The organism is Pseudarthrobacter enclensis, from assembly GCF_030811655.1.
Classification (GTDB): domain Bacteria; phylum Actinomycetota; class Actinomycetes; order Actinomycetales; family Micrococcaceae; genus Arthrobacter; species Arthrobacter enclensis_A.
The window spans coordinates 55,739-78,605 of sequence record NZ_JAUSRE010000017.1 but is presented as its reverse complement, the minus strand read 5'-3'; the positions used below and the strand labels follow the sequence as shown (position 1 = coordinate 78,605).

Here is a 22,867-nt window from a genome sequence, read left to right as displayed (position 1 = left end):
TAACTAGGCGCTACTATGCATTCATATAGACTTTGCCTATGGCCCAGATTTCCAGCGGACTGACCCTGCAGCAGCTCCGCTACTTCATAGAGGTTGCCGCCGAGGGATCAATCTCCGCGGCGGCCGATCTTCTCTATGTCGCGCAGCCGACAATGTCCGCAGCGATGAAGGACCTTGAGGCACGGGTGGGCCGTGCACTCCTGGTTCGCTCCGCCCGCGGGGTCACCCTCACCGCCGACGGGGTGGAGTTCCTCGGCTACGCGAGGCAGGTGGTCGAGCAGTTCGCCCTCCTCGAGCAGCGCTATCTTGGCAGGCCACCGACGCGACGTCTGCTCGGGGTGTCAACGCAGCACTACTCGTTCGCGGTGGACGCCTTCGTCCGGATGGTCAAGGCCACCGAGGTGGCCGAATACGAATTCTCGCTCCGGGAGTCCCGCACCTGGGACATCATCGAGGATGTCCGGACACTCCGCAGCGAGATAGGCATCCTCTACCGGAACGATTTCAACCGGAAGGTCATCGACAAGCTGCTCCGCGAATCCGGGCTCGCGTTCACTCCGCTATTCCTAGCCGACCCGCACATTTTCATTTCACGGAACAACCCGCTCGCCTCAAAAGAGCGAGCGACTCTGGACGATCTCGCCGGATTGCCGCGGCTAACCTTCGATCAAGGCGCGAACAACTCCTTTTACTTCGCCGAGGAGATTCTCTCCACCTTGTCCAGTAAGCAGGAGATCCGGGTCTCTGACCGTGCGACAATCTTCAACCTCATGATCGGGCTTCACGGCTACACGATCTCGACGGGCATCATCAGCGGGCAGCTCGACCCGGAAATCGTCGCCATCCCGCTCGACGTTGACGAACGCATCGAGATCGGCTGGATCGACCACGCTGCGATTCCGCTCACCGACCAGGCGCAGCGCTACCTCAGGGAATTGCGGGCCGTCGTCGCTGGGTTCGGCGTAGCGTTGCTCGACTGACTGCAGTCGAGTGAGCGGGTCTTTGCCCCTCAGTGATTGAGCCCGAGGTCCGCGGCGTGTCCGCTGATGATGCGGGCCAGGTCGATGTCGCGACTGGTGATCCCGCCAACGTCGTGGCTTGAGAGCGTGACGCCGACCGTTGAATAGGTGAGCGTGAGGTCGGGGTGGTGGTTTACCTCCTCGGCGGAGGCGCCGATGCGGTTCACGAGCTCCAGCCCGGTGGCGAACTTCCGGGTCCTGAAGGTGGCAGTGAGGGCTTCGCTGGTCAGGCGCCAGCCCGTGAGCCCGGCCTCGGCGAGTTCGGCGGAGGACAGCTTCCGCTGGGGATCAGTCGTAGCGCCATCATGACTCCGGAGGGTCGCCGTGGGCTACCCCTGAAGGCGCCACGCCCCCCAGGGTGATGGCCTGTCGGCACCTGCGGGTATGGAATGCGAGGAATGGCGCTGTCACTGCGTGATCGGTGGTGAGAGGCCCCGGTCATGATGCCAGGCAAAACTAAGAGCTAGTCTGATGGCGATGTAATCGTGTGGGGTCGTGTTTGGCGTGGCGGCCTTGGCGTCCTGACTTCGCCCTGGTCCTTGAGTTGGTTCGTCGCACTGGTAGGGGAGCAGTTGCGGGTGAAGTGGCCGGACTACAACTGGGAGGTGGGCCGGGTTCGGAAATTTCGTCCGGCTGAAGGAGCAGTCATTTGCGGGGAAGTTACGTTCCCGAGGCCGGCGCGGATGCGCGCTGTTGCACAGACGACCCGCCCAGCTATCATCGGGCCGTTCAGAAGGGCTACCCCGCGGTCCGAGTAGATGGGTGTCCGGCTGCCGCTTTCAGAACGGCGGGTGGCGGTGATCGGGGCCCAAGAATTCGCCCAGAAGACGACGGGCAAGTCCGAGAATTGGCTCCAACGGAGGTGTGGACAATGTCCACACTTTCCGTCTCGGACTGCCTCATAATGCCATTGGACTGCTCCGTTTACCGCATGTTTTCGCGGGATCCCTCTGTCTTCAGGGTAGGGAATGTAGTTCGAGTCCCACCTCGGGCACAGTGTTTTCGCAGGTCAAGGGCCTGTTTCTTCTTCGGGTGTTGACAAATCGGCCGAAAGTGAAAGTGTGCCTCGCAGTCCACAGTGGAGTTCATCAGACGCAATAAGATGAACCCCCGGTCCATGGTGTACTCGCACTGCGGCTGCACCTGCCGCACCCGCTTGCTGGTCATTCAGGCGAACGGGCTGACTCGTGGCCGAATTGGTCAATCCTGCTGGATACATACACTCGTAGCCGGCCAGAGAGTGAAGGTGTGCCTGGACATAAGGGCTGCCCGACCCATGACTCACAGGGATCCCGAGAACCGCTACATGGCTTTGGGACGGCCGGCCCGCTAGGCTCATCACCCCTGGGGAGGGGCTTGATATGCTCCGCCCGGTCCGGAAATGACCATCAGACACTCCTGCAAGGGTGCGGCTCTTGGGCTTGCTGCCCGCTCCTGGCGAGGACAGTTGCGGGACGTTTGACCGCCACGATCAAGGGCACCCGACCCTTGACGACTTGCCTTGCCGGGAACACACTGGCACTGCGCTAAGTGCTGTGATCGCCGGGACATGAGGACAAAATGGACGATAATGCGGAGCCATATCTCGTCGTTGTGGGTCTCGACGGTTCTGACCTCTCGCTCGGTGCCCTCGAATGGGCGGTTAACGAAGCCAAGCTACGACAAGGGGCAGTCAGGGTGGTCACCGCCTGGCACTATCCACCGGTGCCCTCCAGCGTGGAAGACACCGCGCCAAACGACGCCTTTCACTATTCCCAGCGCATGCAGGCTGGCACCTTGGCGACCGTGGACAGCCGAGGCGTTGATGTCTCAGCCGTCCTGGTTCGGGACCCTCCCGCGAAGGCTTTGCTGCGTGCAGCCAAAGATGCCCAGCTGCTCGTTGTTGGGTCCCGGGGGCACGGAGGTTTCGCTGGGCTGCTGCTCGGATCGGTTTCCGCCCAAGTAGCCCAGCATGCCAATTGCCCCGTCCTGATCTTCCGACCTCCTGCCAAGGACTCCGCGACCCGGTAATTGAGGGGACCGGAGCAATTACCAACCCTCGGCCCCGACGCAACCGTCAACAACCTGGACGCAACGATTGGATCCAGGGGGTTTGGAACACACCCGTACGCTGAACAGGCCACCTAGCGCGCATTGGTCCGTGACACCGCCACTTGCCCGAGGACCGTCTGCCACCAACGGCCGGGCAGGTCTCGGCGTTACGTCATGTCGCCTTGGGCCTGACCACAAGGACTGGGCATGGGGCGTGGTCGATGACCTGGGTCGTGACCGAGCCCAAGTGCAGACCTGGGAATCCCCCGTGCCCGCGGGAACCTACGACGACCAGGTCAGCATTGCGGGCGGCATCGAGTATCGCGGATGAGGGTGAGTTGTTGTGAACGACTTGTCCAGTGGCGTCCACGCCCTTGTCAGCAGCTTTCTTCAACGCTTCGGCCTGGAGTGTCTCAGCCGCCTTTTCCGGTGAATCTTCGGCGGCGATCTCTCCCGCGGCCGTTTCCAGCACCGCCGGGTACCAGGCCAGCGCGGGTTTATTCCAGGCAGTTATGAGAAGGAGTTTTCCCCGGCGTTGGCTGCCCTCGTCGATAGCCCAGGCCAATGCTTCCCGGGACGGTTCGGAACCGTCGAAGCCAACAACAATAAGGAACGATGCGGTGGTGGTCATTTTTCTTCCTTTCCCAGCCCCCGAAAGGGGGTCCTCACGTTCGTGTGTACCCAGGCCGATTTCAATTACGACGCCCCCTGAAGTGGCACCACCATTACGGGGACAGCCGAGAACTCCAGGACCCTCAGGGTGTGACTTCCTATATAGGGTGTTGCGTTGCCCGGACGATCCACCAGCGCGACCACTATCAGCGACGCCCCGACCTCGCGGGCTTCGGCAAGTATTTCCGCTGCCACCCGGCCAGCGCGTTGGCTGAACGAGACGTCCACACCTGCCGCCACGGCGAGCGCCTTTACGTGGTTGAGCGCTGCCTGGGCTGCAAGGTCGGCATGTCTTGCGAGTGCCGCGGCGTCAATGGCGCCGGGATGCTTGTCAAGCGCCCCTTGCTCCCTGACCGTGACTACCCTGAGGCTTGCGCTGAGTCGTCGGGCGTAATCAATCGCCACTTCCGCTGCCCGGAAGGCCGGGCGTGAGTCGCTGACCGCCACAAGGATGCTGTCCTTCATGATCCCCCGTTCCTGCGTGAGTGCGGCACTGGCGCGCTTGCCTTCGCCAGGCTCCGGTCAGCGGCCCAGCGGAGGCGCAGGCCTTCTTCCAGTTCCAGTTCGTCGAGTTTCTTGCGGATGCCCAGCAGTTCTTTTTCCAGGCGCGGAATCCAGCGGTTTTCAACCGCCCGTTGACGGGTTTGGGTTGCAGCGACTTCGGCAGCCAACAGCAGTTCCGCCCGTGTGACTGCGGCGTAGCGGACACCGGCTTCGAGGGCCCTACGGTGAAGTGCGACGGTGTAGGACAAGGCTGAGCTTCCCCCAGGCTGCGGCACCGCCGGGAGCCGGCACTCGGGGTTCTCCGGATAGGACACGCCCATTACGTTGTCCCATCGAATCTGGACCATGGCGATTTCCGGTGTGGCGACCGACTCGATCCGTGCGCTTCCTTCCAGCCCCGCGGCCCGGTGCAACCATAGCAGGGCTTCGTGAGCCACTTCTTCCCACTCCGCCCGGGCCCGTTCCGCCCGGAGTTCAAACCTCTCGAGCTCTTCCGCCAGGATGTGCTGCTTCCGGTCGAGCATTCTGGAGCCGTGGCGGGCTGCCATCAGCCGCCGCTCGACACGGACCTTGGCGGCCCTGCCCGTGGCGCTCATGACCTGTCATCTCTTGCTGGGAGGTAGCGCTTCAGGAAGGCGGTGGAGACCATTGTCAGTTCATTTTCCGGCAATGCCGACAGTGCTTCCCACGCCCGGTCCAAGGTATCGTCCAGGGTCCGGTTTTCATCGCGCCCTTGATTGAAGAGCCCTTTTTCCACGGATGTGCGGTACTGGATGTAGCTGCGGTCTGTTTCGCTCAGCGCCCCCGCGCCTATAAGTTCGGCAAGTTCGGTGGCCTGGCGTGCGCGCGCCATGGCGGCGAGGACCTGGGCGGCCACGTCCAGGTGGTCTTCGCGGGTCCGGTTCTCGCCGGCGCCGCTTCGCATGAGTCGGGACAGAGAGGAAAGGACGTCTACCGGCGGGTAGATTCCCCGTGCGGCTATCCCGGGCGCCAGGACAATTTGTCCCTCCGTTATGTAGCCGGTCAGGTCCGGCACCGGGTGGGTGATGTCCCCCGCGGGCATGGTGACCACCGGAACAATAGTGACTGACCCATGGTGGCCTTTCGCCCGTCCGCAGCGTTCATAAAGGGTGGCAAGATCGCTGTAGAGGTAGCCTGGGTAGCCCCGCCTGGCGGGTATTTCCCGACGGGCGGCGGAGACTTCGCGGACCGCCTCGGCGTAGCTTGTCATATCCGACATGATCACCAGAACGTCGTGGTCCTCAGCGTATGCGAGGTGCTCGGCTATGGTCAGGGCGATCCTCGGCGTGAGAATGCGCTCAATGACCGGATCGTCGGCGGCATTCAGCAGGAGGACCAGCTCTCCTCCGGCGGAGCGTTCTTCAAGGCGGTCCCGGACGTACGCGATATCCGCGTGTGTCAGCCCCATTGCAGCGAACACCACGCGGAACGACCGGCCACCCGAGGTCGCTTGGGCGGCAATCTGGGTGGCCAGTGTCAGGTGGGGGAGGCCCGGGACGGAGAAGATGGGAAGTTTTTGTCCCCTGACCAGGGTGGTCAATCCATCGACAACTGAAATGCCTGTGAGGACTGGTTCCTGCGGGGGTTCCCGATAGACGGGATTCAAGGGCCAGCCGCTGACGGGAAGGGTTGCCGTACCGGCTATGGGTGGTCCGCCGTCGAGTGGTTCCCCGCGTCCGTTGCAGACCCGTCCCAGCCAGCCGGCTCCCACCGGGATGTGCAGGGGACGTCCCTCGAAGCGGATGCGGATTCCTCCCAGGGACATCCCGTCTGTGCTTTCAAGAACCTGCACAGTGGCGAGGTCGTGGTCGATTTCGAGAACGAGGCCATGGCGCCGCTCGCCCCCGTCCATGTCGATGGTGGCAAACTCGTCCCATCCCACGCCCTCTATCCCGCCCGCAACAAGTAGCGGTCCTCGAAGTTCACGCACATCACCGTGCGATACCAAGGCCGCGAAGCCGGTGGAGGGTGGCACCGGCAAGGCGCTGCCGTCGGCGTCGGCGTCCGGCCGGGTCACTGCAGTGCCACCAGTCTTTGGAGAACCTCGCTGCTGCGCGCCCGGACAGCGGCGGCGTCCGATGGCGGCGTTTCTTCGCGTGCACGAAGCACCGGACCAAAGTCACTTTGCTCAATGGTGGTGGCGGCCACCCCGCGTTCTACGAGTCCTTGGCACGCGTCGACGACATCGAATACGAGGTCCAGCAGGGCCGCGCCTTTTTCCGCCGAACAGAAGCCGTCGTTGACGCTCAGAGCGTTTTGCATGAGCACGCCCTCCCGCAGTAGCCGCCCACCCATCAGCGTTATCCTTTCGCGGCCCGGCAGGGACGTGAGCCCAATGATTTCCGTCAGCTCGGCCAGGCGGTCCGACTCCGCGAGCAGGGCGAGCGCCCGGGAACGGCGAAGGATCCAGCCCGGATCGCCGTTCCCGGCGTGCCACGCACCGATCGTTTCGCCATCGCGGGCAAAGGATCCTGTCCAGCTCACTGCCGGATAATGCCGGGAGTAGGCCAGGTCCCTGTCCAGCGTCCACAGGCTTCGGACGAACCGCTGGGTGTCCGTGGTCACAGGCTCGGTCATATCACCTCCCGGCGGGGAAACAGCACCGATCACGGTCACGGAAGCAGTCTTGCCGCCCAGGGTGGTCACCCGTCCGGCCCGTTCGTAGAAGGAGGCCAGTTGGGAGGCGAGATTGGCGGGGTAGCCCTCCTCGGCAGGAAGATCTCCGTTGCGGTTGGCGAATTCACGCAAGGCCTCCGCCCAGCGGGAGGTTGAGTCCGCGATCACCACCACGTCGTAGCCCATATCGCGGTAGTACTCCGCCACGGTAATCCCGGTAAAGATACTCGCCTCCCGCGCCATCATGGGCATGTTGGAGGTGTTTGCAATGATGACCGTCCGATCGATCAATTTCCCCCCGGTACGCCCGTCATCGAGTTCTGAGAGCCCGTGGAGAACATCGGCCATTTCGTTGCCGCGTTCGCCGCAGCCCACATAGACAATGACGTCCGCATCACTCCACTTGGCGATTTGCTGCAGCATCATCGTCTTGCCGGTCCCAAAGCCGCCGGGAACGGCGGCAGCCGCGCCCCGGGCCACGGGGAACAGGAGATCAAGCACCCGCTGGCCGGTATGCAGCGGCACCGAACCCGTGTGCCTGGACAGGAACGGGCGCGGCCGGCGTACAGGGCATTGTTCGGAAAGCGCCACCGCGCGGCCGCCGACCACCGCTACCGGGTCCAAGGCATGGACCCGGCCCTCAGGCGCCAGCCAGTCGATCCGCCCGGAGAAGCCGGGTGGCACGAGGACCCGGTGGACCACCGATCCCGAATCCGGCACAGTGCCCAAAATCCCGCCGGCGTAAACTGTGTTGCCGGTTGCCGCTTCAGGCCTGAACGTCCACTCCCTTGCCACTACCGTCTGCTCTTCCGCCGAGCCTGCCCGCCCGGGTGCGAGCCACATCGGGGCCGTCGACAGCGGGCGCATGAGGCCATCGAAGACCCCGCCGAGCAGGCCCGGACCCATAAGCCCGGAAAGCTCTCCGCCGGTAGGAGCGGCGACGTCGCCGGCCTTCAGTCCGCCCGTGTACTCATACGCCTGCAGCGTTGCCCGGGTTCCGGCCACCGCCACCGTCTCGGCACTGATACGACGGGGTCCTACGGCCAACAACTCAAGCATGGACAGCGAGCCGCCACCCTCGATCTCCACCAGGGGCCCGCTGACACGTACCACGCTGGCATCCTCCCGGCCCCCTAGCGGCTCCACAGCTCACTCACCCCCGGCACAGTATCCAGGGCCATCTCGGCCAGTACAGGCAAGGAGATGTCCAGACGGCGCGAGCCGGCCTCAGCGATGACACCGCCCTCACGGCCTTCGGTGACCATGGCATCCGGACCCAGCAGTTCCCGGCATTGTTCAGTCAGCCGGCCCAACAAGAGCGGATAGCGGGGATCTGACGTGAGTCCGGCTGCAGCCTGCCGGACACGGCGGTGGAGTTCCAGCCGCAGGTTGTTGCGCTGCACCAGGACAAGTTCGTGCGCTTGGCGCCGGGCCCGTGCCGAGCGCAGCGCGGCCTCGGAGCGGGCGGCTGCTTCCCCTTCGCCTACGGCTGCAGCAAGGATCGCAGCAGCTTCCGCCTTTGCCCCGTCCAACAACGCGCGGGCCTGGATGCGGGCGTCGTCCCGGAATAAGCCGGCCTGCTTTTCGGCCGCCGCCCTTAGCGCCTGCCGAACCGGCGTCAGGGCGGCAAATCCCTCCTGTGACAGCCCGATCATTGGGGAACCACCACGGTCATGGGTGAACGGGGATCAGAGAGTGCCCTCTCCAACGCCTGGGCAGAACGGGGTGTGAGGATGACGAATGCCGTGTCGGCCGGCAGTGCCGTCCAGGCGTTGAGAATTTCCGCGTCCGTGGATCCGGCGAGGATCCTGACGCCGGCGAGTCCGTACCCGGCCAGGAGGGCGGGTTCGCCGATCGCGGCAACGGTTGCGAACATCGTTCCCGGCTCCTCTGCTCACGCCTTGCCGATGAGTATGATGGCGACGATGAGACCGTAGATGGCAATTCCCTCCGCCAGCCCGACCACAACCATCGCCCGGCCGAAAATCTCCGGCCGCTCACTCATCGCTGCCAGTGCAGCGGAGCCGGTATAAGCCACGGCAAAGGCCGCACCGATCGAGGCTCCGGCAACGGCGATAGCCGCGGCAATCAAGGCTGAGCCACCGGCACCTGCGGGTACATCGTTCGCCGCGGCGGCGAGGGCCGGAGCGCCTCCCGGCGAAGCGGCGGCAGGCACCGCCGCCAGGGCGATGGCCAGTAGAGCCAAAGACCCGCCCACCAGCACGACGTTGAGGGCGGCCAGGATGCGGAAAGCTGATCTGCCCCGTCCTCCGAGAAGTTTGAGAGTACCTGCCGCAACAATGAAGACAACAGGAGCGATGCCGAGCCAAAGATTCACGGTAGTTGCCTTTCAGCCGCTGCGCCGGAGGGAACAAGGGGAGCGCCAGTAGCAGGAGCTAAGACGGCGGTGGGCGGGGGTGACCAGGGGCGGAAGGGCCGGCCCTCGGACTGGAAGATACGGGAGAAGAGTTCGTAGTATTCAAGGCGCAAAGCCTGGATTCCTGCCACGAGCGCCTCGAGCGCGAAGGTCGCAGTGTTGCCAACGATGAACACGAGAATTGCTGCCCCTGAGCGCCAGTCCGGCTCCCAGAGCGCCTGGGTTGCCTCCCATACGACTGCCAGGAGAGCAGCGTGGGTCAGTCCGAAGGCGGCGAGCCGGGCAAATGAGACGAGGTTCGAGCCAAGGCGGATCACGGTATCGACGAGTTCGATGACGGCCTGGAACGCCGCCGTCGGCCCGCCCCCGGCTTCAGTGAAGAGCCCGATGAAGATAAAAACCAGCGCACCGAATGCTATGAGTGCTGCCGCCGCCGTCAGGAGTGCCGCGCCGGCGGCCAGACCCCAGACCAGGAGGCCGACGGCGAGGAACAGCAGGGAGCCTGCTACGCCGGAGCGGGCATACAAAGCACGTCCCCAGCCGCCTTCCCTGAGCCGGTTTAGGGTGCCAAGGGCATAGGCGCCGGCCAGCAGGAACGCACCCACGCCCAGCCCGGCCACCAGAAGCGGAACCGGATTGGCCAGGGGTTCGAGCCACAGGACAGGCACCAGGCCTGTGGGTCCGAAAGCTTCGCCGTACAGCGCTCCGAAGAACATGGCGGCCAACCCGGCTCCGCTCACGAACAACCAGGCTTTCTGCAGTTTCGCCAGCTTCCTGATGCGGCCGCTGCGGAGCAGGAGCCCGGCAGCGAACAGGACTGCTCCGTGTCCAACATCTCCGAACATCATCCCGAACATCATGACGTAGGCGATGCCGGCCAGCCGGGAGGGATCTAGATCCTCGTAGGGGACCGTGCCGTAGGTCTCCACCAAGGTCCGTGAAACGCGCGGCGTGCCGCTCCCTCCGCCGAGCAAAGTGGGCGGCTGGATCCATCGGGGCGGGGGCAACGGAACAACGGCCGCCCCAAGCGGTGCCAGGGCTGCTGTGAGTTCCGGGACTGCGTGCAGGGGCATCCATCCCACCAGGGCTGCTGACGGTCCGGAGATAATGGCGGCCGCCGCAGCCTTGTCCAGTTCAGCAGGACCGTTGCCTGGCGTATAAGGCAGGTCCAGCTCGACAACAGCGGCGCGGGCCACTTCTGCAAGCATGCGCCGGCGTTCCTGCCCGGGGGCTACGAGAGCGATGCGTTGCATCCGGACGGGCGCCAAAGACTTACGCCGCGGCATCAAGCACCTCGCTTGAGCCGGCGCCTGCAGCGGCCGCTGTCAGCGCTGCCCGCAGGCGCCAGGCGTCCAGGGACAGAACCGCAACGGCGCCCAGGACAACGTCCGGTCCCGGCACCGAAGATCCAAGCAGCCTGAACCCGTCCTTCTCCACGGAAGAATACGCCCTGGCCTCGGCGCGCCACAGATCCTTTGCTGATGCAACGCCGTCGAGCACTCCTCGAAGGGAGGAGGGAATCGCCGCGGTGAACGCATCGATGCTTGTGGTCGATTCCCAGGCAGACCCCAGGACCGGCCGCAGCAGGTGGAGCATCCGCGGGGAGGGGGCATCGCCGTCGAGCAGCAGGATCCGCGCCGCGGTGAGCACGCTTGCAGCGCCGCACCATGCTCGGGCCGCCGGGGCGAGATCAGCCAACCGCCGCAGCCAGGAGATGTTCAGCGCATCCCGCAGCAGCCCCGGACCGCCCGCACCGACATCGCCCCAGGCTGTGGCGGCCAGGACGCTGGCGAGTTCGTCTCTCGTGCGGGCGGTGCGCAATCGCGGCCAGGCGGTGGCGAGTGTACCCAGATGATAGGGCGCCGGAGCCTTTGCTCCGCCGGAAAGTTCGCGTGCCAAGGCCACGATGTTCTCGATTTCGAAAATCCCCGCCGCTGCCCGGGCAAGGCCGGTGCCAGAGGCCGGAAGCCACCCGGCCAGCACGCGGAGCCGCCACAGTACGGTCTCCTGAACAGCGCGTTCCGCCGCCGCCAGTCCAGCCACGCCATGGAGGCGCTCGGCATAGCTTGACGCCTGCAATGCGGACAGCGCGGCAGTCAGAGCCTGTTGGGCGGCCACCTCCCGGCTGGCGCCGGCACCAATCCGATGCAATGCCATGGAGCGGGCACGCGCGGATGCTGCAACCCAGTCAGCTCTCATTGCTGCTCGGGCGACGAAGCCAGGAGGCTGTTGGTGACATGATCGACGGCGGCCGGGAGACGGGCCAGTCCAGCTTGGCCGAGTGCCGTCGCTTCAAGGCGCGCTTGCTCCAAAAGCTGAGCGTCCCGCTCCGACGCTTCCCACTCGATCCGCGCAGAGGCCTTCGCCCGCTCGGTTACGGTTTCCCGCCGGGCCTTGGACACTATCGCTTCCGCTTGCTCACGGGCCCGCGCCACCTCCCGCTCTGAGCTCAGGCGTGCTTCCGCGACGAGCGATTCACACGCCGCTACGTCGCATGCGAGTGCGGAGAACACCGGCACCAGTTCCGCAGCCGGCCCCTGGTCGTCGGCAGCCGGCACACCAGCAGGGCCACCTGGCCCCGGGGCACCCACTGGCCTGAAGCGGTCCAGAATTGTCCATCGCACCATTCCACCCTCCTTGGAGTTTCGAGGCCTCGGAAACGGTCTTCGTCTTAAGGAGGCCATGCCTTCCCCTGGGAGTTCCAGCTAACGCCCTGTTCGGACTAGAGCCCAGAGACCAAAGTCCCCTCCGCGCAGTGTTCGTGGCAGGGCACTCGGCTGTGGTCATCGGCCCGATGCGAAAAGCTGCGCCGGTCAGTCTGTTCCACCTGCCGTTTTTGGAACAAATGTCCTTCGCTCGTGGAGCATCTGCGATGGGTTGGGGTGCTGGCGGCGCAAACCGGCCGCGCCGGAGCAGCCAAGTTTAAGCGGAGGCATGGAGCGCGCCCGAAGTTGATGCACGTAGATCCGCTGTCCGCTGCGGGAGTCTGCAGGGGCCCACGGGTGCGTCGCCGCTCGCTTCCGGGCAGCGCGGTCTCTTGTCAAGTGCTTCGCGGAGACTGCTGGTGAGAGCTTATTCTCAACCGGCTCACCGTCCTTTGAGATGGCAAAAAGAGTGTGGACATCGTTCACACTCTTGATTTCGAGCTCAGGTTACTGCCTTCGAACTGTTTCGGATTCCGCATGTTTTCACGCACTTACGGTGTTTGCAAGGGGCACGCGGTTGCCATTGCATCCCAGTTTGCCGGAAATCGACTTGCTGCAGCCCGGCCCGCGGAAGCCAGATCACCGGGACTGAGTCCGACGACGAACGCCGGGCGGCCGGCGGCCCGCCACGAGCCACGCCAGCCCTCCCACTATGCTTCCGAAGACGAGGAGCACCAGCCAGATTGGTCTGCTGAAGGTCCGCATGTCCCGTTCGTTCGTTCAGCTGAAATCGACCAGGCTGTAGCCCCAAATGGCCACGCAAGGGATGAGGACCAGCCAAGGCAGCAAGTAGGTGGCTCCAGCCATATTCATGGAATAAGTATGCGCCGCTTCCTCTGGGCCCGCGGGCGGAGTTTTCGCTGAGTCTTGGACTACAGCAGCACCGTTTCTGCGGAGCGTCTTTTCTGTCCATCAGGTCCGTGCAACATGCAGCCGCGCCGCACGGTGTCAGTCTTTGTAGTAGACGTTGAAGTCCTCGAGGAGCTGCTCGTCGAGCATGAGTTCGTTCCGGCTTCGGGCGCCGCTTTGGATGGTGACGGCTGTTGCGAGCGTCTGGACAACTGATGTGAAGACTGACATTGAGCGGAGAATGGTGACGCCTTCGGTGTCGATGTAGAACGTCGTTTCTGCGAGGCGTGCGAGTGGGGAGGACGGGTCGTCGGTCAGGGCGATGGTTTTGAGCCCGTTGTCTTTGGCGTGCTTGAGTGCCCTCACTGTGTCGGCTGTGTAGCGGCGTATGGACATCGCGACGAAGACGCCGTCTGGATCGAGGTCGCGCAGCTGGTCGATGATGACGCCGGTGGCAGGGGCGATTTGCTCAACTCCGGGGCGCACGAGGTGGAGCAGGTAGGTGAAGAGTTGGGCGATGGGCGCGCATTTTCGCAGTCCCATGACGTAGATCCGTGGCGCCCGGCTGAGGTGCTCGACAGCCCGGGACCAGTCGGCGTCCTCGATCCGCGCGTAGGTCCGGAGGAGGTTGCTTTTCTCGTGCTCCAGGACGGCGTCGAACAGCGACTGGCTTTCGGCGTGTTTCTCGGACTGTTCCAGCCGGTTGATGAGGTTCGCTTCTTTGGCCAGGTTCTGCTGGCAGAGCTTGACGAGCGCCGGGTAGCCTTTCAGCCCCAGGAGGGCGGAAAATCTGACCAGTGAGGACTGGTTCACTCCAGCGATGTCCGCTGTTTCTGCGATGGTCCGGAACGCTGTTCCGTCCGGATCGTCGAGCAGGACCCTGGCGATCCGCTGTTGACCTGGTGCCAGGGTGGGGAGTCGTTCCTGGAGCACCCGTGTCAGTTCCCGGTAGGTGTCCACGGTCATGGGTTCTCCCGCCTAGTGAGGAATGATCTGCACGCAACTCTAGTTGCAGGCAGATCATTCCTCACTCTTTTCTCAGCGTGGCGGCTTCTTAGCTGGTCAGCTCCTGCAGGGCAGTTCGCAGGTGGTCGAGTGCTGAAGCGATCCAGGGCAGGGACAGCGGGTCGTCGGACTTCAGTGCCTCCCACCGCTCTTGGGTGGTTGTGCCGTACAGGAGGCTCGTCGCCACCCGGGCCCGAAGCCCCGACGGGTTATCGCCGAACGCTTCCCCGGCCAGGACACCGACGCCGTGCTGGTCCAGCAACGCGCCCGCGAGGTCGCTGCCGGAGCAAATGCCCTTGGCTTCGAGGCGGTCACGGAGTGGTTCGAAGTCCGGGTACAGGTAGAAGCCGGCGACGGGCTTGCGGCAGGCAGCTCCCGCGGCCATGAACTCCTCATACACGGCGTTGGCCACGATGGCGTGAAGCCGAACTGAGCGCTGGATGTGCTCCTTGACTTCCTCGGGTTCGTTCAGGACGTATGCGGCCACCGCCTGCATGGGGGCGGCGAGGCTGGACCACACTTCGCTGGCGACCCCGATCATGTCGTCGAGGATCTTGTGGCCCCACTCGTTCTGGGGGACCCGGGCGAACCCGATCCGCCATCCGCCCAGGGCGAGGGATTTGGACAGGCCGGTCGTCACGATGGTCCGCGATTCCAGATAGGAGGCGGCGGAGGGCGCAGCTCCGGAGTGGACCACTTCCGCGTAAATTTCGTCAGAGATGATCGCCAGTTCGTACTTTTGGGCGATGCCGCAGATCCTCTCGATCGCTTCCGGACGGGCCATCGTTCCCGTGGGGTTGTCCGGAACAGTCAGGAGGAGGACGCCCGGGTTACCACCGGACGACATTGACCGGATGATGGCGGCCTCCAGGAGGTCCGGGTCCGGGATGCCGCCGGCGTCGTCCGGAATCGGGACGTCAATAATGGCTTTGTTCAGCAGCGCGGCCTGGGCGGCGTAGCTCACCCATGAAGGGCGCGGAAGAATGAGGTCCCCGGGGACGGTGGCGAGTGCTGCGAAAAGCAGCGCCTTGCTGCCCGGAGCGAGCAGAATCTGCTCTGCCCCCGTGGGAAGTCCCCGCCGGCTGAACCAGCCTGCGGCGGCGCTTCTGGCTTGTTCCGATCCGACGACGGCTCCGTAGCTGTTCTGGTCAGCGGAGATCCGGAGGACCTGGGTGATGAACTCGGGGACCGGCAGGCCGGACTCCCCAAAGCCGAGGTGGAGAAGCTTTTCACCGTTGGCTTTACGTTTTTGAATCGCTTCGTTGATGGCCAGGGTGGCCGAGTGCATGGTCATGATGCCTCCTGTTGGAAGTCAAAGGTGAGGATTGCTGGGAGCGGCTTGTCTCTCCGGTCCTGGCGGGGCAGGGGAGAGGTGCGATGTGCTGGGATGCCCGGCCGCTAGTGGTCGTTGGTGAGAACATCGTCCAGTACGGGACGCTCAGTACTGACCCGGGCGGTGACGGTCCGCGCCGTCTTCTTCTGATGCACCATACCGGCGACCACCGCGATGGCGGTGATGAGGCTGGTGAGCTCCAGCGGCGTTTGGGAGGCCGGGGTTAGGGCCATTCCTCCGATGATGACGAGCAGGATGGCGGCCACGAGGTAGGACAGGTACGGGAAGCCCCACATCTTCACGGGAAGCTCATCCCGCTCGGCCGGCGTCTTTTTGAGCCGCCCGACGATCTGGGTTGCACATATCGTGAGGTAGACAACGATGGCCACCGATCCCGAGCAGCTGAGCAGGAAGGTGAATACGGTTCCGGTCGGAAGGAAGTAGTTGGCGATGACGGCCAAGAACCCGGCGCTGGACGCGGCCAGGACTGCCTTGATCGGGACACCATTCGTCCCGGTGGTTCCCAGTGCGCGCGGGCCTTCGCCGCGGCGGGCGAGGGAGAACAGCATGCGGGAGGAGGAGTAGATGCCGGAGTTGAGGCACGACAGGACGGCGGTCAGGACGACCAGGTTCATCACGAGTTGGGCGCCGGGTACGTGCAGTTCGTTCAGGACCGCTGTGTAGGGGCTCTTGGTTACTTCGGTGGCGTCCCAGGGCAGCAGGGTTACGACAATGAGGATAGAGCCAACGTAGAAGATGAGGATCCGCCAGGAAACGCTCCGCATGCTCCTTCGGACAGCCAGCACGGGATCCTTGGCTTCGCCGGCGGCTATCGTGACGAGTTCCGTGCCGAAGTACGAAAAGAAGACCGTCAGCGTAGCGAGCAGTACCGGGGTCATGCCCTTCGGGAAGAGGCCGCCGTGTCCCAGCAAGTTGTCCACCCCCGGGGACTGGAAACCAGGGAACACCCCGAGGAATGCTGCGATGCCAACCACAATGAAGAGGACGATGGCAGCAACCTTGATCATGGCGAACCAGAATTCGAAGCGGGCAAACGACGTCACGGCTGCCAGGTTCACGGCCGTGAGGATCACCATAAAGATCAGCGCATAAGCCCATGTCGGAACGCCGGGCACCAGTTGGGCGGCCACGGCAGCCCCGGCAATCGCTTCAAAGGCCACCGTCACACACCAGTGGAATGCGTACAGCCAGCCGACCGCGAGACCAGCCCACGACCCTAGCTCGCGGGAGGCGTACGTTGAGAAGGACCCGGTTTCCGGGCTGGCGGTAGCGAGTTCCGCCAGCATCCGCATGACCAGGATGATTACCAGGCCAACGAAGAGATAGACGAGAACGATACCCGGTCCAGACCCGGAGATGGTGCTTCCGCTGCCGACGAAAAGGCCGGCGCCGATCACACCCCCAATTCCGATCATGGTCAATTGGCGGGTGTTGATCGAGTGCTTCAGCGCATTCGAGGAAAGAGCCGAGGTTGGCACAATGTCCTACTTTCATCCGAGAGATGTGATCCAGGTAACTAGCCCTCGCCAATACAACCCCGAATCGGGACAGTCCGCAAGTTAAATTGCGTATCACTTTTATGGCGCAACTTCGATTTACTCACACCTCCAAAAACGGCCCCCTTGATGGGGCGGCCGCCGACGGCCTTCGCGGCCGGCTTAGTGGTGGGCCGTCCAGGTGTGGACCGTCTTGCCGTCGCGTATACGACGTAGACCCAGGCATCCGGGAACCGGCTGGGCCGGGAGCGAAGGCGGTCAGCAATCTCCAACCCATCAACGACGCGACGGCGTTCGGATTCAAAACTGAGGGACGACCAGACGGCCACGACCGGCGTGCAGGCGATGTTTATGCGGGCAGCTGCGCTCAGGTAGGTGGCGGCCAACACCGTGCCGTCAGCCTTGGCGGCAACCCCGTAGGTGGATGACTTGGTGTTGATGCAGTAGACCCCTGACGGGCCGATGATCAGGTGGTCGATGTCCTTGCAGGGGCTGAGCGGCAGCGAATGGAGTACGGGCTAGCCCGCCCGCTCCAGGGGCGCGAGGAGGCCGGCAGTCCGCTGCTCGGCGGCAGCGCCAGACCTGTACGAGCCATCCTCAAGACCCGCGAGACGGGCTGTTGGACTGACTTCGGCGAGGTCCTCCCACGGCAGGTTCATAGCCGGCGCCGGTGGCGCTTGACGAATGACCGGGCCGTCCGGACGACGTCCGATGGCGAGCCAAGGACCGAAAGTGCTGACCGAAGTTCGGCGTCGCTTGCCTCCGACTCCGTGACGACCTCCATTGTCGCCAGGTCGATATAGCCGAGCTTGTCGCCTTCCGAAGTGTTCACGTAGAGGCGGCGGATGTCCTTCATCTTCCAAGGGCTGCACACAAGGGGATATCACATCATGCCTTTCCATCGGTTGCCGCTGAGCATGCGTAGACGGTACGGAAGCCCCGGCCAGCTCTGGCCAGGGCTTCACGACGCATGAGGGTCTTCACACCCTGCCGGACTCCTGTGTCAGGACAGGGCCTGGCAAACATCCACGGCTTGCCCGGACGTCGTCCACGGACAGGCGGTGGACGAGGAGCTCACTGTAACGACAATGCGTCCCGTGAATGGGTGGTCCGGGGCCCCGTCACGTCGCTCGGACCGAAGATCAGTCCGTTCTTCCCCGGGTGAATGCGGCGAAGGCGGCGTCCGCATCGGTGGCCAAGGCAGCAGCCGCGCGGTCGAAGGCCTTGTGGTCCACGACCGGCCGGGGTCGGGTCGGGCTCCGGATAGGAAGGAAAGGATGCGGGGGAGCAGGCTCCGGGAAAGGCTGGAGGAGGGCGTGCGCCAGTGCAGCTTGACGAAGGTGTCGGAGTCAGTGAGGTAGAACCGGTGCTGGTCGGAGGGCGGCATGACACTCATCCTGCGTTGATCTCGACGTAACAGGCAACGGTGGGTTCGATGACAGGATGTGATGATGATTTCACTGGGCGGCCGTACCACAATCCCGCTGCCGATGGTTTAGCTCCGGTCGCTCTGATGGGAGGTAGAAGAGGCGCGTTTGGGCTCACATGCGCAGTCGGACGATGAAGAGGAAGTAGCACCAAACAGGCAGCGAGAGCAGTGACAACACGGCCATCACCGTCCGCACCCGGGACGCATCGCGGACGACCGAGGAAAGCAGTCTGAACGTGAAGATTCCGATGACTCCTCCCGCGCAGTTCAGGATCACGTCGTCGATGTCCGATGCTCCAACAGCGAACAGGCCCTGGATGATCTCAACAGTGACGCTGACCGAGACGATCGCCAGTATGGTCAGCCATGGGGTCGCCCGGCGTCGGAGCCACGCCACGTAGACTCCAAACGGGATGAAGATCAGGATGTTCCCGACGAGATTGGCGAACGCCACTCTCCCCGTCCCCGAAGATTGGCTGGATAGGTACTTGACGATGCTCGCGAACGGGATGAGGTTAATCGATCTCTCCGAACCCGGTGCGCGGGAGAGGAGAAGCAGCCTCAGGAGGAAGGCCACGTAGAGAGCGAAGACGGCAAAGATTGCCATTGTCTCGGCTTTCGCCCGTTTCGTGGCCGACCGCCGGCCGGGCACTCCATCCGTAGCAGCAGTGGGTTGCGGTTGTACATCCATCCCGTCGAACGCTACACCGGGATCCTGATCCACTCCTGTGAGAGGCGGTCTCGCCAGCCACGGTGGTGACGTGGGGACAGCCCGAATCCAGTTCGAGATCCACCGATGGTGGTCCTGATGGGAGTCTGGTCCAACCTTGAATTTCATTTCGGAAAAGGGGCTAAAGGGGCTCCTTTCGGTAGCCATTGAAGATCTTGGTGGACATCAGCCTTTCCTCGCCAGTTCGTTCTTGTCCTGTTCGTGCAGGGCGGCGCAGGCGGCGGTGACGGCGTCCTGGTAGCCGTGGTCGATGACGCGCCGCAAGCCCGGTCGGTGGCTTCGGGGATGTGGGGGAGCATGACGTGGACGTCGCGGAGCTCCTCGCGGATCTCGACGGTGTCGCGGAGTACCCACGTGTCCATCGTGTCCGAAACGCGGATGCCGGGGATGGTCCCGTCCAACACGTCTTCACGGATCTTCCTGTCGGTGCCGGTGACGCCCTCGGGGTAGGAGTCGGTGTGGTCCCAGTAGCCGTACTCCTCGACCTCGGGCAGTTCCTTGAAGGCGCTCAGGAGTGCCGGGTTTTCGGTATGGACAATGATTACGATCCGGTCGGTGCCGATGCTGAGTCTGAAGCGGTTGACGTCGTGGTCGTAGTCGTTGACGCTCATCCTGGACTGCGCGTCGGCCCACTGGGCTTAGGCAGTAGCCGCGGCACCGGCAGGAATGGGTTCGCCGGCGAGCCAGTGGGAATCGACGAACTTGGCCGTCTCGACGGCAAGCAGCATCAGGTCTTCCTGGTCGCGGAGCGGGTCGACGGCGTCTCGGACGGTCTGCTTGAACGCGTCGAGGTCGGTGCCTTCGGCGAGGCGGAAACCGTTAGGGATTTTGGTGCTCAAGAGGTCCTCTGGGAAGGGGCCGGGGTCTTGTGAACCTCATGTGTGCGGACGGGGCGGCAGCTATCTTCGCGCCTCAGGGTACGGCGTGGACTGATATGAAGTAGCTGACCTGGACCCCTGTGCGCTTCATGGCTTCGGCCAGATCAGGGTCACTCTCGGAGAGTTCGGACCCGGTGCAGGCACAGCTATCGTTCGTCCTGGTCAGTAGGGCAATGCCTCGGACATCCGTCGTGGGCATCTTCCAGCCGCGCCCTGGCCGCAGCCGCATCTTGCTGCACCATTTCCAGGGCTACTTGCCGCGGATCGTCCATAGCGGCATGCTCGCTACTGCCGCCCGTAATCGTCACCCGACGGCATCTCAAATGGTCCGACGTCCCCACTGTTGGAGTTATCGTCCGGATGTAAGGAGCTTCGGGCGAGAATTCATCTCCCCTAACCCTCCCGGTCTCCATGTGGGCGAGCCGGGCTGGCAACACGTTCGGCCAGCTAAGGGGCCGGAGTCGTGACCCAATCAAGGGGTCGTAGGGCCGGGTAAACGGCGAGGCGTTTCTCTTTTCTGTATACGTCGGGTAGCCAGAGCAGTGTGGCGAGGGGAGGCTGGCGTGGAGTACGTTTTACTCGCCGGCGCGGAGCCGGCGTATTGGCGTGTGAAGCGGTCCTGATTTGAGGAGTCCTGGATGGCAGGTAGGACTGTTCGTCCCTTGGCTGATTTTGGAGTCGGGGATATCGAGGCTGCGGGCGGTAAGGGTGCAGCGCTGGGGGAGATGTTGCGGCACGGGTTTCCGGTCCCTCCCGGGTTCGTTATCACCACGGAGGCGTACCGATCGCTGCTCGCCGAAACGGAGCTGGGTGAAGCCCTTTCGAATATGGACCCCAACGTGGACGACGGCGGGGCCGTCCGTTCGCTGATTGCCCGCCTTGGCATGGCCCCGGCTTTAGGGGCGGAAGTTGCCGAAGCTTACAGGGTGCTGGGCGGAGGTGCGGTGGCGGTTCGTTCCAGCGCAACCGCCGAGGACCTGCCGGGAGCAGCCTTCGCCGGCCAGCAGGACACCTTTCTCAACGTCGTCGGCGAGGAAGCTGTGACCAGGGCGGTCGTGGATTGCTGGGCGTCGCTGTGGACTGACCGGGCTATTGCGTATCGGCGGCGGCAGGGGATTGACCCGCGGGAGATCGGGATCGCGGTCATCGTTCACAGCATGGTGCCAGCGGCCGTGGCCGGTGTCTTATTCACGGCGAACCCGGTCACGGGAGAGCGTGGGGAGATTGTTGTCGATGCGGGTGCCGGGTTGGGTGAATCGGTGGTTTCGGGGAGGGTGACGCCTGAGCACTATGTGCTCGGCCATGCGGGCGCGGTCCGAAGTTTCGTCCCTGGGGGCGGTGAGGTGGTCATGAGCACGGACGTGGGTGGCGGCACGCGCGAGCAGTCCGGGGTCCACAGCGGGGTTCCTTTGCTGAACGCCGACCGGTTGCGCGCGCTTGCCAGGCTGGCTGGACGGCTGCAGGACCATTTTGGCCGGCCGCAGGATGTCGAGTGGGCCCTGGTCGAAGGACGCATTTATATCCTGCAGTCGAGACCTATGACCGCGTTGCCCCCGCAGCCGCTGCGGCTGAACGCTGTCCAGAAGCGGGTGGCGCCCTTCTTTATCGAGATGTTCCAGGAGCGGCCTTACCCGTTGGACGTATCCGGCTGGATGAATCAGGGAATCCTGGCCATGCTGCATGTGATGGCCGGTAGCCTTGGGGTGCGTTTCCCCACGGTTGAGGAGCTGCTGCCTGAGGAGGATGGTGTTGTGGTGCAGCTGGTACCCCCAACCCCGCGCCCGACTCTTCGTCTCTTGGCAGCCCCACTAAGCGTGGCCTGCCGGGCGCGGCAGTTCACGATAGCCGACTGGAAGCAGGATCCCAGGTTCGCTGCTTTCCTGGAGCAGGTGAAGCGGCTCGAGAACCAGGACCCTGAGACTTTGCGGTGGGCAGGGGTGGTGGACATTGCGCGCGATTCCTTCGCCACCATGCGCGGTATCACCGGGCTGCGAAGCTCCTACCTCCCGGGGATCTTCCTGCCGGCGCTGAGGTTACGGCTGTTGCTGGTTCTGCTGGGGAGGACTCGATTGGCCTCTGCCCTGATCGCGGGTGCGGAGACCATGACGAGCAAGGCCAACCGGGCCCTGGAAGAATTGGCCGGGCTGGTCCGTGCTGATCCGCAGCTGGCCGCCGACTTCTCCGCTTTAGACGGGGGCGCCTTGCTGCAGCGGGTGGAGCAGGACCCGCCCCACGCTGCCTTCCGCGACGCGTTCTCCAGCTTCCTGCGCGAATACGGGAACCGCGAGACCGTCAGCGTGGTGTTGAGCAGCTCACCCACCTGGTCCGATGCGCCCGAGGTGGTGCTTGGGCTCGTCAAGGCCCTCCAGAGCGAGGAAACCGACCGGGAAGACCAGACCGGTGCCGCACTGGAGGAGCTGAAACGGCATCCGTTCCTCCGCATTAGCTTTTTTCGGCGACTGTTGCTCAGCACCGTCGAGGCCGCGCGGGCAGGGATGGCGTTCCGGGAGGACAGCCACTTCTACGCCACCAAGGTCATCCCGCCCATGCGCGCCGCATACCGTGAGCTCGGCCACCGACTCGTCGCCGCCGGCGTCCTTGACCATGTCCAGGACGTCTACCATCTTAGGTTCGAGGAGTTGGAGGCGATAACTGATGATGAGGCCGGCGCGCTGCCGGCATCCGTCCGGCTGCGCTATCGGCCAGTTGTTTTGGGCAGGGCGGCCAAGCGGCGGCAGCTGGACGGGGTCCCGCTGCTGGATACCACCCTGCTGTTCAAGGATCAGCGGCCCAGGACCGGTGTTCTGCTCTCCGGTACCCCAGCCAGCCGCGGCCGCGCCGAAGGCCCGGTGAGGATCATCGGTGGCCCTAACGAGTTCGGCCGGTTACAAAGCGGTGACATCCTCGTATGTCCTTACACGAATCCTTCCTGGACACCGCTGTTCCAGCGCGCCGCCGCGGTAGTCGTTGACATGGGAGGCCTTGGCTCACATGCCGCCATCGTCGCGAGGGAGTACGGGATTCCAGTCGTCATGGGAACAGGAAAGGGAACCAGGACCCTGGCCGAGGGACAAAACGTCATCGTGGACGGCACCACCGGCACAGTTCTCGCCACCGGGGACGCCACGGCATGAACGACCGGACCACTCTCCTCTGAGCACAAGCCGGCCGGACCCGGCTG

Annotated in this window: 24 protein-coding genes; 3 read left to right on the top strand and 21 right to left on the bottom strand. The window is 64.1% G+C overall.

What is annotated here, in order from left to right:
* Positions 1–38: 38 nt before the first annotated feature.
* Positions 39–980 (top strand): LysR family transcriptional regulator, encoded by a 942-nt coding sequence (locus J2X98_RS15745; protein WP_307309967.1) that lies wholly within the window; start codon positions 39–41, stop codon positions 978–980.
* A gap of 29 nt (positions 981–1,009) precedes the next feature.
* Here J2X98_RS15745 and J2X98_RS15740 read toward each other — a convergent pair whose 3' ends face one another.
* The gene (locus J2X98_RS15740; RefSeq protein WP_307310052.1) at positions 1,010–1,294 is read right to left on the bottom strand and encodes a 4a-hydroxytetrahydrobiopterin dehydratase; all 285 of its coding nucleotides are present in this window, start codon (positions 1,292–1,294) and stop codon (positions 1,010–1,012) included.
* Positions 1,295–2,579: 1,285 nt separating this feature from the next.
* Here J2X98_RS15740 and J2X98_RS15735 point away from each other — a divergent pair.
* Positions 2,580–3,029 carry a universal stress protein gene (locus J2X98_RS15735; protein ID WP_307309964.1) on the top strand — a complete coding sequence of 150 codons (450 nt, stop codon included), beginning with the start codon at positions 2,580–2,582 and terminating at the stop codon, positions 3,027–3,029.
* A gap of 193 nt (positions 3,030–3,222) precedes the next feature.
* Here J2X98_RS15735 and J2X98_RS15730 read toward each other — a convergent pair whose 3' ends face one another.
* The 20 genes from J2X98_RS15730 to J2X98_RS15645 all read right to left on the bottom strand — a co-directional run bounded on the left by J2X98_RS15730 (position 3,223) and on the right by J2X98_RS15645 (position 19,647).
* Positions 3,223–3,681 (bottom strand): universal stress protein, encoded by a 459-nt coding sequence (locus J2X98_RS15730; RefSeq protein WP_307309963.1) that lies wholly within the window; start codon positions 3,679–3,681, stop codon positions 3,223–3,225.
* A 65-nt stretch (positions 3,682–3,746) separates the two neighbouring features.
* A complete protein-coding gene (locus tag J2X98_RS15725; protein WP_307309960.1) occupies positions 3,747–4,187 on the bottom strand; it encodes a universal stress protein in 441 nt (146 codons plus the stop codon).
* Positions 4,184–4,822 carry a V-type ATP synthase subunit D gene (locus J2X98_RS15720; RefSeq protein ID WP_307309956.1) on the bottom strand — a complete coding sequence of 213 codons (639 nt, stop codon included), beginning with the start codon at positions 4,820–4,822 and terminating at the stop codon, positions 4,184–4,186. Before J2X98_RS15720 ends, J2X98_RS15725 begins: the two co-directional genes overlap by 4 nt.
* Positions 4,819–6,264 (bottom strand): V-type ATP synthase subunit B, encoded by a 1,446-nt coding sequence (locus J2X98_RS15715; protein ID WP_307309953.1) that lies wholly within the window; start codon positions 6,262–6,264, stop codon positions 4,819–4,821. Before J2X98_RS15715 ends, J2X98_RS15720 begins: the two co-directional genes overlap by 4 nt.
* On the bottom strand, positions 6,261–7,976 hold the full coding sequence (locus J2X98_RS15710) for a V-type ATP synthase subunit A (protein ID WP_307309950.1): 1,716 nt from the start codon (positions 7,974–7,976) through the stop codon (positions 6,261–6,263). The genes J2X98_RS15715 and J2X98_RS15710 overlap by 4 nt, the downstream gene beginning before the upstream one ends.
* A 20-nt stretch (positions 7,977–7,996) precedes the next feature.
* Entirely contained in the window at positions 7,997–8,518 is a 522-nt protein-coding gene (locus J2X98_RS15705; protein ID WP_307309946.1) for a hypothetical protein, read from the bottom strand.
* Positions 8,515–8,739 carry a hypothetical protein gene (locus J2X98_RS15700; RefSeq protein WP_307309943.1) on the bottom strand — a complete coding sequence of 75 codons (225 nt, stop codon included), beginning with the start codon at positions 8,737–8,739 and terminating at the stop codon, positions 8,515–8,517. The genes J2X98_RS15705 and J2X98_RS15700 overlap by 4 nt, the downstream gene beginning before the upstream one ends.
* A gap of 18 nt (positions 8,740–8,757) precedes the next feature.
* A complete protein-coding gene (locus J2X98_RS15695; protein ID WP_307309940.1) occupies positions 8,758–9,201 on the bottom strand; it encodes an ATP synthase subunit C in 444 nt (147 codons plus the stop codon).
* A complete protein-coding gene (locus J2X98_RS15690; protein WP_307309938.1) occupies positions 9,198–10,448 on the bottom strand; it encodes a V-type ATPase 116kDa subunit family protein in 1,251 nt (416 codons plus the stop codon). The genes J2X98_RS15695 and J2X98_RS15690 overlap by 4 nt, the downstream gene beginning before the upstream one ends.
* A gap of 64 nt (positions 10,449–10,512) precedes the next feature.
* Positions 10,513–11,439, bottom strand: a complete 927-nt coding sequence (locus J2X98_RS15685) for a hypothetical protein (RefSeq protein WP_307309936.1) — start codon at positions 11,437–11,439, stop codon at positions 10,513–10,515.
* On the bottom strand, positions 11,436–11,867 hold the full coding sequence (locus tag J2X98_RS15680; RefSeq protein WP_307309934.1) for a hypothetical protein: 432 nt from the start codon (positions 11,865–11,867) through the stop codon (positions 11,436–11,438). Before J2X98_RS15680 ends, J2X98_RS15685 begins: the two co-directional genes overlap by 4 nt.
* A gap of 657 nt (positions 11,868–12,524) precedes the next feature.
* The gene (locus J2X98_RS22265; protein ID WP_373460903.1) at positions 12,525–12,650 is read right to left on the bottom strand and encodes a hypothetical protein; all 126 of its coding nucleotides are present in this window, start codon (positions 12,648–12,650) and stop codon (positions 12,525–12,527) included.
* A gap of 243 nt (positions 12,651–12,893) precedes the next feature.
* Entirely contained in the window at positions 12,894–13,760 is an 867-nt protein-coding gene (locus J2X98_RS15675) for a MurR/RpiR family transcriptional regulator (RefSeq protein ID WP_307309932.1), read from the bottom strand.
* A gap of 88 nt (positions 13,761–13,848) precedes the next feature.
* A complete protein-coding gene (locus tag J2X98_RS15670; protein WP_307309929.1) occupies positions 13,849–15,093 on the bottom strand; it encodes a pyridoxal phosphate-dependent aminotransferase in 1,245 nt (414 codons plus the stop codon).
* A 104-nt stretch (positions 15,094–15,197) separates the two neighbouring features.
* Complete coding sequence (locus J2X98_RS15665) at positions 15,198–16,631, bottom strand: amino acid permease (protein ID WP_307309926.1); 1,434 nt, start codon at positions 16,629–16,631, stop codon at positions 15,198–15,200.
* A 38-nt stretch (positions 16,632–16,669) separates the two neighbouring features.
* Positions 16,670–17,128, bottom strand: coding sequence for a nuclease-related domain-containing protein (locus J2X98_RS22260; RefSeq protein WP_373460907.1), 459 nt, complete (start codon positions 17,126–17,128; stop codon positions 16,670–16,672).
* 176 nt (positions 17,129–17,304) lie between these two features.
* Positions 17,305–17,505: a hypothetical protein gene (locus J2X98_RS15660; protein ID WP_307309924.1), complete on the bottom strand. Its 201-nt coding sequence runs from the start codon at positions 17,503–17,505 to the stop codon at positions 17,305–17,307.
* 685 nt (positions 17,506–18,190) lie between these two features.
* A complete protein-coding gene (locus J2X98_RS15655; protein ID WP_307309922.1) occupies positions 18,191–18,685 on the bottom strand; it encodes a VanZ family protein in 495 nt (164 codons plus the stop codon).
* A 227-nt stretch (positions 18,686–18,912) separates the two neighbouring features.
* The gene (locus J2X98_RS15650) at positions 18,913–19,419 is read right to left on the bottom strand and encodes a hypothetical protein (RefSeq protein ID WP_307309920.1); all 507 of its coding nucleotides are present in this window, start codon (positions 19,417–19,419) and stop codon (positions 18,913–18,915) included.
* 27 nt (positions 19,420–19,446) lie between these two features.
* Complete coding sequence (locus J2X98_RS15645) at positions 19,447–19,647, bottom strand: hypothetical protein (RefSeq protein WP_307309918.1); 201 nt, start codon at positions 19,645–19,647, stop codon at positions 19,447–19,449.
* A gap of 677 nt (positions 19,648–20,324) precedes the next feature.
* Between J2X98_RS15645 and J2X98_RS15640 the strand changes: the two genes are divergently transcribed.
* Positions 20,325–22,820, top strand: a complete 2,496-nt coding sequence (locus tag J2X98_RS15640; protein ID WP_307309916.1) for a PEP/pyruvate-binding domain-containing protein — start codon at positions 20,325–20,327, stop codon at positions 22,818–22,820.
* The last annotated feature ends 47 nt before the right edge of the window (positions 22,821–22,867 follow it).

Bases quoted from the DNA above. Each gene is read 5' to 3' on its own strand.
- J2X98_RS15650 (WP_307309920.1), bottom strand. From the start codon at position 19,419: ATGAGCGTCAACGACTACGACCACGACGTCAACCGCTTCAGACTCAGC.
- J2X98_RS15735 (WP_307309964.1), top strand. From the start codon at position 2,580: ATGGACGATAATGCGGAGCCATATCTCGTCGTTGTGGGTCTCGACGGT.
- J2X98_RS15660 (WP_307309924.1), bottom strand. From the start codon at position 17,505: ATGAAGGACATCCGCCGCCTCTACGTGAACACTTCGGAAGGCGACAAG.
- J2X98_RS15685 (WP_307309936.1), bottom strand. From the start codon at position 11,439: ATGAGAGCTGACTGGGTTGCAGCATCCGCGCGTGCCCGCTCCATGGCA.
- J2X98_RS15690 (WP_307309938.1), bottom strand. From the start codon at position 10,448: ATGCTTGCAGAAGTGGCCCGCGCCGCTGTTGTCGAGCTGGACCTGCCT.
- J2X98_RS15745 (WP_307309967.1), top strand. From the start codon at position 39: ATGGCCCAGATTTCCAGCGGACTGACCCTGCAGCAGCTCCGCTACTTC.
- J2X98_RS22265 (WP_373460903.1), bottom strand. From the start codon at position 12,650: ATGCGGACCTTCAGCAGACCAATCTGGCTGGTGCTCCTCGTCTTCGGA.
- J2X98_RS15670 (WP_307309929.1), bottom strand. From the start codon at position 15,093: ATGACCATGCACTCGGCCACCCTGGCCATCAACGAAGCGATTCAAAAA.
- J2X98_RS15675 (WP_307309932.1), bottom strand. From the start codon at position 13,760: ATGACCGTGGACACCTACCGGGAACTGACACGGGTGCTCCAGGAACGA.
- J2X98_RS15720 (WP_307309956.1), bottom strand. From the start codon at position 4,822: ATGAGCGCCACGGGCAGGGCCGCCAAGGTCCGTGTCGAGCGGCGGCTG.
- J2X98_RS15700 (WP_307309943.1), bottom strand. From the start codon at position 8,739: ATGTTCGCAACCGTTGCCGCGATCGGCGAACCCGCCCTCCTGGCCGGG.
- J2X98_RS15725 (WP_307309960.1), bottom strand. From the start codon at position 4,187: ATGAAGGACAGCATCCTTGTGGCGGTCAGCGACTCACGCCCGGCCTTC.
- J2X98_RS15655 (WP_307309922.1), bottom strand. From the start codon at position 18,685: ATGGCAATCTTTGCCGTCTTCGCTCTCTACGTGGCCTTCCTCCTGAGG.
- J2X98_RS15680 (WP_307309934.1), bottom strand. From the start codon at position 11,867: ATGGTGCGATGGACAATTCTGGACCGCTTCAGGCCAGTGGGTGCCCCG.
- J2X98_RS15705 (WP_307309946.1), bottom strand. From the start codon at position 8,518: ATGATCGGGCTGTCACAGGAGGGATTTGCCGCCCTGACGCCGGTTCGG.
- J2X98_RS15730 (WP_307309963.1), bottom strand. From the start codon at position 3,681: ATGACCACCACCGCATCGTTCCTTATTGTTGTTGGCTTCGACGGTTCC.
- J2X98_RS15640 (WP_307309916.1), top strand. From the start codon at position 20,325: ATGGCAGGTAGGACTGTTCGTCCCTTGGCTGATTTTGGAGTCGGGGAT.